This is a genomic window from Pseudomonas idahonensis (assembly GCF_037903935.1).
Classification (GTDB): Bacteria; Pseudomonadota; Gammaproteobacteria; order Pseudomonadales; family Pseudomonadaceae; genus Aquipseudomonas; species Aquipseudomonas danubii.
The window spans coordinates 127,501-135,206 of record NZ_CP149586.1 but is presented as its reverse complement, the minus strand read 5'-3'; the positions used below and the strand labels follow the sequence as shown (position 1 = coordinate 135,206).

5 protein-coding genes, 3 rRNA genes and 1 pseudogene (1 of these 9 running past the window's edge) are annotated in these 7,706 nt (G+C 59.5%); 2 read left to right on the top strand and 7 right to left on the bottom strand.

The features are described 5' to 3' along the window. Positions 1-52 precede the first annotated feature (52 nt). Positions 53-391 carry a tryptophan synthase subunit beta gene (locus WIN67_RS00655; RefSeq protein WP_102861886.1) on the top strand — a complete coding sequence of 113 codons (339 nt, stop codon included), beginning with the start codon at positions 53-55 and terminating at the stop codon, positions 389-391. Positions 392-434: 43 nt separating this feature from the next. On the opposite strand, the gene lapD is transcribed toward WIN67_RS00655, so the two are convergent. Beyond that, positions 435-2,381: a cyclic di-GMP receptor LapD gene (lapD, locus tag WIN67_RS00650; RefSeq protein ID WP_306409210.1), complete on the bottom strand. Its 1,947-nt coding sequence runs from the start codon at positions 2,379-2,381 to the stop codon at positions 435-437. Positions 2,382-2,395: 14 nt separating this feature from the next. Further along, entirely contained in the window at positions 2,396-3,088 is a 693-nt protein-coding gene (gene lapG, locus WIN67_RS00645) for a cysteine protease LapG (protein WP_102882660.1), read from the bottom strand. Between the two features lie 300 nt (positions 3,089-3,388). Here lapG and WIN67_RS00640 point away from each other — a divergent pair, with 300 nt between their 5' ends. After that, positions 3,389-4,153 (top strand): thioesterase II family protein, encoded by a 765-nt coding sequence (locus tag WIN67_RS00640; protein ID WP_170002495.1) that lies wholly within the window; start codon positions 3,389-3,391, stop codon positions 4,151-4,153. A 69-nt stretch (positions 4,154-4,222) separates the two neighbouring features. Here the strand turns inward: WIN67_RS00640 and WIN67_RS30970 are convergent, their stop codons facing one another. The 5 genes and pseudogenes from WIN67_RS30970 to WIN67_RS00620 all read right to left on the bottom strand — a co-directional run. Further along, complete coding sequence (locus WIN67_RS30970; RefSeq protein WP_371826218.1) at positions 4,223-5,008, bottom strand: methyl-accepting chemotaxis protein; 786 nt, start codon at positions 5,006-5,008, stop codon at positions 4,223-4,225. Positions 5,009-5,077: 69 nt separating this feature from the next. Continuing rightward, positions 5,078-6,103 (bottom strand): annotated as a pseudogene (locus tag WIN67_RS30965) (HAMP domain-containing protein); the annotation flags it as partial. 575 nt (positions 6,104-6,678) lie between these two features. Continuing rightward, a 5S ribosomal RNA gene (gene rrf / locus WIN67_RS00630) occupies positions 6,679-6,794 on the bottom strand. A 113-nt stretch (positions 6,795-6,907) separates the two neighbouring features. Then, positions 6,908-7,023, bottom strand: a 5S ribosomal RNA gene (rrf, locus tag WIN67_RS00625). Between the two features lie 139 nt (positions 7,024-7,162). After that, positions 7,163-7,706: ribosomal RNA gene (locus WIN67_RS00620) — 23S ribosomal RNA — on the bottom strand (it continues 2,348 nt past the right edge of the window).

Sequence of the window (7,706 nt, the reverse complement as noted above, 5' to 3'; positions counted from 1 at the left end):
CTGGCCTATGCTGCTGACAGCCGGATGCCTAAAAAAGCCTGAGGGATTTGCCATGTTCTACGTGCAACGCGATGCGCAAGGTCAGCTGATTCGCGTGGAAGCCGCCGCTTACGCCGAGGCTACCGAGACGCTGCCCGCCGATCACCACGAGATCCAGACCTGGTACGCCAACGAGGCGGTGGAAGTCAGTCTCAAGCAGCTCAAGCAGAGTGACCTGGAAATGATCCGGGTGCTGGACGACCTGATTCAGGTCCTGACCAGCAAGGGCGTGATTCGCGTCACCGACCTGCCGGCGGCGGCTCAGGCCAAGCTGATGGATCGCACCCAGGCCCGTGAGGCCCTGGGTGGACTCAGCCGGCTGATCAATGATGATGAAACCGGTTTGATCTGAAAGCCCCTCGCCTGCTGGAGCCGGCTTGCCGGCGGATGCACGTTCAAGCCCAAGGTGCTGGCTCGCCGAACAGTTGCCCCTGCACGCCATACAGCCCCATCTCGCGAATCACCTGCAGCTCGCCCTGGGTCTCGACCCGCTCGGCAATCAGCGGCAGGTCGATGCTGTGGGCAGCCCGCTGGATAGCTTCGATAAACAGGCGTTTGTCACTTTCCTGATCGATGTCGCGGATGTAGCTGCCGTCAATCTTCAGATAGGCCAGGCCCAAGCGCGCCAGGTTGCCGATCATGCTGAAGCGCCCGCCAAAGCGTTGCAGGCTGAGGGAGAAGCCCAGTTCCCGCAGGCGCCGGGTCAACTGTTCCAGCTGAATCTGCTCAGGCAGCTGTTCCTCACCGATTTCCAGGGTCAGGCGCGGCCCCAGGTCAGAGTGCTGGCGCAGAATCTCGAATACCCGGTTCAGGGCCTGAGGATCTTCCAGGGTGGCTGCCGACAGGTTCAACGCCAGGCAGTGGTCATGTCCGACCATCTGCTTCAACACCTGTTCCAACATCAGCAGATCCAGGCGTGACGTCCAGCCAAAGCGCTCCAACCAGGGCAGGAAGCGCCCGGCCGGGATGGTCTGGCCCTGCTCGTCCAGCAACCGCGACAACACCTTGTAGTGCAGCACCAGCGTGGTGTCCTGGGCCGCCACCACCGGTTGGAAATACAGCTTGAAGCGCTGCTCCGACAGCGCCCGGTCCAGCAGCCGGTGCCAGGCATGGTGATCATCACCGACTTGAGCGCCGCCCCCCTGATCCAGGCAGGCCCAGTTGGTCTCGCCCTGGGCTTCGGCCTGGGCCAGGGCCTGATCGCCGAGGCTGAGCACCGCTTGTGGCGAATCTCCGTGAGCAAAGGCCGCCAGACCGATGGTGGCTACTGCGGCAACGTCGGTGGCGCCGGTGGCATGCAGGTTGCTCAGAGCGCTGTCCAGGCTTTGGGCCAGCTGGATGGCTTCCTCACGCACCAGGCCGGGCGCCAGTACGGCGAATTCGCCACCGCGGACCCGGGTCACCAGGTTCTGGGTTTCGGGGTACTTGTTGCACTCGCGCAGTAATTGCTCTCCCACCGCTTGCAGCAGTTGGTCGGTGCGCTGGCCCCCCAGACGCTGGTTCAGGCCAGCCAGGTCCTTGACCCGCAACAGCAGCAGGTAACCGGAACTGGCCTGCTCCGGGTTGCTCACCCGGGCATGCAGCTGCATTTCGAAATAACGCCGGTTGGCCAGCCCGGTCAGGCTGTCCTGATACGACTCGATGCGCAGTTTTTCACTGCGCTCGGCCTGCTCCTGGAACAGCGCCTTGAGCTTCTCGACCATCTGGTTCATCGCCTGCACTACCCGGCGCAGTTCCGGGGTTCGGGGCAGTTGCGGCAGGCTGAGGAACTCGCGGCGGGCAATGGCATGGGACTGCTGGACCATGTAGTCCAGCGGCTTGAGCTGGCGCCGCAGCAACAGGGCACCGAGCACCGCGCTCACCGCACCGCAGATCAACAGCCAGCCCAGGCTGCCCAGGGCGCTCTGCCAAAGCTTGGCCACGGCGAACATCGGGTGGCTGAGCACCTCGACCCGCGCGGCCTGCTCCCAGCCGCGACTGACGATAGCATCGCCGCCGGCAGGCTCAAGGCCGATGAGCTTGACGAACCACTGGGGCACATTGCTGACTTCCGGGATGCCGTTGCGCTCGACGATGGTCTTGTCGGTGGCCAGGTCCACCACCCGGATGCTGGCGTAGTAGCCGCTGTCGAAGATCGAACTGACCATCAGTTCGACCATCGCCGGATCATCGATATTCGGTGTCAGCGACAAGGCCAGGGCCGTGGCCGCGTCCTGGGCATGGGAGCGCAGCTGATTGACATACTGGGTGCGTGAACTTTCCAGGCTGACCATGAAGCTGCCGCTGAAGGCGACCACCAGGAACACACAGATTGCGATCAACAGTTGTTTGAACAAAGACATCTGAGCTCGTGCTCCTAGTTAGTCGTCTCGACCGGGAAACCTTCGGCCTGCATTTTTTTCAACACGTCCTGCCAACGGGACAGGCGCTTGGTATCACCGACCCGCTTGTTGCCTTTGGCGCCCGGCAGCCATAACCCTTCGGCATTGAAGGAGTACACCGGCAGCAGGTCGGTTCGCTCGCTGGCCGGGCGGATCGAGTCCTCCAGGCTATCGAGCACCAGCGGCATGGCATCCGCCGTGGAATAGTAGGTCAGGACCATGTGCGCGCGGTTCTGGCGCAAGGCCTTGACGTAGGTGATGCGCAGTTTGTCACTGGACACCCCGAGACGCCGCAGGCTGAAGTACTTGGCAATCGCATAATCCTCGCAGTCGCCAGCGCCCTTCCATAGCGCCTCGATCGGCGTCTCCCAGTAGTCCACCTGACGCCACAGATCGATATCTTCCATGTAGCGCATGTTCTTATTGAAGAACAGGTTGACCACTTTCAACTGCTCGCGCTCGGGCACCTGCTTCTGCGTGGCCAGCAGGTGCTGCCAGGCATCGATACGTTGCTGACCTTCGCCCAGGGGACCGTAGAGCGCCGTGGCACGGCGGCTGATCAGGGAAAAATCCCAGTCGGCGTGCAGACTGCCCAGCAGCGCGCCAGCCAGCAGCAGTGCCGAGCAGAACCAGCGCAAGGTCCGAAAAAGAGCTAAACGTGCCGCCAATGCAATGAGTCCATGGGAGCTGTCGTAAATCGGCTGATGGTGAAGGCTGGCCCGACAAAAAACAATGGCACCTTACAATCACCGGCCACCAGGGAAGGGCCTGCATTCAACACTCAGAGAATAGCTTCAAGTGGCATTTGCGTTGCCGGCGACAGCCCATGAATTTCACCCGTCGCCACGTGCATTCAGCCGCGCCAGCCACTATGTTAGAAACCATTCGCGGACTGGGACGTCCCCCTCCAACGGCCTCTTGTCCGCAACGAGATCCCGCCCACGGGCCACCTTGCTTAAGGAAAAGCTGTGTACACCGACACCCGACAATGGACGCTGGTGATCAACTCAGGGCACGCCACCCGCATACGCCTGATCTGCTTTCCCCAGGCCGGGGCGGCAGCGGAGCAACTGCGGGTGTGGTCCAACAGCCTGGCCGATCACATCGAGCTGGTGGTGATCAACCTTCCGGGGCACGGCCCACGCCGCGACGAAGCGCCCTGTGACAACTGGCCGAGCCTGCTGGAAAACACGTTCGCCGCCCTCAATCCCTGGCTCGACAAGCCCCATGCGCTGTTCGGCCACGGCCTGGGGGCACTGTTGGCGTACGAAACCTGCAAGTACGCCCAGGAGCGGTTTCCACTGCAGACCCGCCACCTGTTCGTCTCTGGCTGCCGCAGCCCTGACAGCCTGCCCCGCCGGCCTTTGCTGCACTCATTGCCCATCGCGGCATTCCGCGAAGCGATCCTGACTCTCGGCGCCAGCCCCCTGGAGATGCCCCGGGGGCAAAACGACCTGCAATCCTACGAACGCTTGCTGCGCAACGGCCTGAAACTCTTCGAAACCTGGTACGACACCTCCAGCGGCTGCCTCGACATACCGCTGACGGCTTTCTATGGCAGTGAGGACCCGCTGGCGACAGCCAACCATATGCTCAACTGGCGAGAGTTCACTGGGCGCGAATTCGAACTGATTGAAGTGGCCGGCAACCATTTCTTCATCAAGTCTCAGCGCCAGCGCCTGTTGCAGGTGATCAACACGCACCTGGGGCTGCTGGGGGAACACCTGACCTGAACGCCGCCCATGAAAAAGCCCGCTCTGCTGTGATGCAGGAGCGGGCTTTAGGGGCGGTCCCTGATGGCCTCAGATCTTGAAGCTGTCCACCAGTTGCTTCAGGCGGCTGGCCTGCTGCGACAGTGCATCACAGTCCTTCAGGGTTTCGTTGAGGTTGGCAACGCCCTGCTGGTTCAGCAGGTTGATCTGGTTGATGTCGACGTTGAGGGTCTCCACCACCGCAGTCTGTTCCTCGGTTGCCGCAGCCACCGACTGGTTCATGCCATCGATCTCGCCGATCCGCTGAGTCACGCTGATCAACCGTGCACCGGCCTGGTTGGCCACTTCGACGCTCTCTTCGCTGGACGCCTGGCTGGCATTCATGGTCGAGACCGCCTCGCGGGACCCGACCTGCAGGGAGGTGATCATCTTGTGGATCTCTTCCGCCGACTCCTGGGTACGGTGGGCCAGGTTACGCACCTCATCGGCCACCACGGCGAAACCACGGCCGGCTTCACCGGCACGGGCCGCTTCGATGGCGGCGTTGAGGGCCAACAGATTGGTCTGCTGGGAGATGCCCTTGATCACATCAAGAATGTGCCCGATGTTGTCGGTGCTGGCATTCAGGGTCTCGATCTGGGTGCAGGACAGGCTGATCTTCTGCGACAGCTCGGTCATCGCCTGGATGGTCTGCTCCACCACTTGGCGACCGTCGTCGGCCTGCTCGCTGGCGCCACTGGCGTGTTGCGAGGCATCGGCGGCGTTGCGGGCGATTTCCTGGGTGGCAGCACCCAGTTCGTTGATCGCTGCGGCCACGCTGTTGGTGCGGGCGCTCTGCTCGTCGGAACCGATGATCGACGCGTTGGACGATGCCATCACCCGTTGCGACAAGTCATGCACCTGGCGAGTAGCCGAGGACACTTCGGAAATCGAGGCGTGAATCCGTTCCACGAACTGGTTGAACGAACTGCCCAACTCGCCGAACTCGTCCTTGCTTTCCACGACCAGACGCCGGGTCAGGTCGCCTTCGCCCTGGGCAATGTCCTGCATCGCCCGGCCCATGGTGATCAGCGGGCGCATCAGCACCTGGATCAGCAGAGTCAGCAATACCGCAATCACCGCCACCGCGATAAACATGGCGATCAAGGCAGAAGTACGGAACTGGCTCAGTGGTGCGTAGGCCTTTTCCTTGTCGATGGACAGACCGATGTACCATTCGGCATTCGGCAGACCGGTCACCGGGGTGAAGGAAAGGATGCGTTCCTGTTTGTTCAGGACCACTTCCTGGTTGCCGCTGGCGATCCGTACATTGGCGCTGGGATAGATGTCCTTGAGGTTCTTCATCACCTGGTCTTTGTCCGGGCTGACGATCACCTGACCGTCGGCGCTGACCAGGAAGGCATGGCCCAGGCCGCCGAAGTCCACCGAGTTGATGATCTTCACCAGGGTTTCCAGGCTCAGGTCGCCACCGACCACACCGAGTAATTCTCCCTGCTTCTTCACCGGCATGGCGATGGTGACCACCAGACCGCCGACAGCCGCCATGTAGGGCGGGGTCAGCATGGTTTTATCGGCGGTTACGGCCTGTTTGTACCAGGGCCGCTGACGCGGATCGTAGCCGTCGGGCATCTTCGCATCAGGACGCTGGGTGAAGGTGCCGTTGGCCTGGCCGACATAGGTGAACTGGAAGTTCGAGGTGAAGGCTGGCTGATCCACCAGGCCCGGGAAGTCTGCGTTGTGACCTTGGTGGGCAACGTTCTGCGCCAGGTTCTCGAGCACCAGGATTCGCCCGCTCATCCAGTTCTGCACGCTGCTGGAGGTGAGCTCACCGGCCTGCTGGATGGAGGACTCGAGGTTCTGTCGGATAGTGTTTCGCTGCAAGTAGTCGTTGTACAAAGTGAACAACGCAAAAGCCAGAACCACTACGCCGGAGGCGGCCAAAAGGATTTTATGGCTGAACTTGAGATTCATTTCATGGGACTTCTTATGCCGAAAGTGGGGATGCGTCCGTATAGCAACATTCCATGTAACAGTGCAGGCGACATTCTCCGGCCGCTCTACTTTGGTGCACACATGTCTTATCAGTCTTTCGGCAAGAATCCCCGAACCCTTAGAGATTTATCTGAATTACTTGTCTGAACTTGCAGATTCCCGCCGAACGGCATTCCAGAGCGTCCACCGCGTATTTTCAGATGACCGACAGCATCTAGATCCGGTCAGTGCTCAAGCGCTTTGAGGGGAGCCTGCGGCTTACAGAGAGAACCTGGTGCCGTTTCTGCTTGAGTTCCATTACAACCCTGGTCTTGCCCGACAATTGTGGGCTGTGGCTGATGGCATTTATATCTGGTGGTGTAAGTTGATTGCCCGCAGGAGCGACAAGCGGCGTAGAGCCTGGCGTTAAGGATAGAGTCGAACGTTGGTAATAGCCGTCTGTTCAAGACAGCTACGCGTACTCTGCAGGACCTTGTGACTTGATTACCCAGACTTTATCGAGCGCAAAAACAAAACCCCTGTCTGCGTCAGCAAACAGGGGTTTTGGAATTTAATCTTGACGATGACCTACTCTCACATGGGGAAACCCCACACTACCATCGGCGATGCATCGTTTCACTTCTGAGTTCGGGATGGGATCAGGTGGTTCCAACGCTCTATGGTCGTCAAGAAATTCTGTAGCCGATCCGTTGGACTCTAGAGTCGAACGTATCAGCAAAATCAGTAACTTCTACATAAAGACAAAACCCCAATTGCTTTCGCAATTGGGGTTTCGGAATTTAATCTTGACGATGACCTACTCTCACATGGGGAAACCCCACACTACCATCGGCGATGCATCGTTTCACTTCTGAGTTCGGGATGGGATCAGGTGGTTCCAACGCTCTATGGTCGTCAAGAAATTCGGTAGCCAGTCCGTTGCTCATGCAACGTGCCAGCGAATGGGTATGTAATAGATTTGTGTGTTGTGCAAACTTTCGGTTCGTAGCGTCTTCACACACCGCAACTCGCTTGTTAAGCAAATTGCTTGGGTGTTATATGGTCAAGCCTCACGGGCAATTAGTATTGGTTAGCTCAACGCCTCACAGCGCTTACACACCCAACCTATCAACGTCGTAGTCTTCGACGGCCCTTTAGGGGATTCAAGATCCCAGTGAGATCTCATCTTGAGGCAAGTTTCCCGCTTAGATGCTTTCAGCGGTTATCTTTTCCGAACATAGCTACCCGGCAATGCCACTGGCGTGACAACCGGAACACCAGAGGTTCGTCCACTCCGGTCCTCTCGTACTAGGAGCAGCCCCTCTCAAATCTCAAACGTCCACGGCAGATAGGGACCGAACTGTCTCACGACGTTCTAAACCCAGCTCGCGTACCACTTTAAATGGCGAACAGCCATACCCTTGGGACCGGCTTCAGCCCCAGGATGTGATGAGCCGACATCGAGGTGCCAAACACCGCCGTCGATATGAACTCTTGGGCGGTATCAGCCTGTTATCCCCGGAGTACCTTTTATCCGTTGAGCGATGGCCCTTCCATACAGAACCACCGGATCACTAAGACCTACTTTCGTACCTGCTCGACG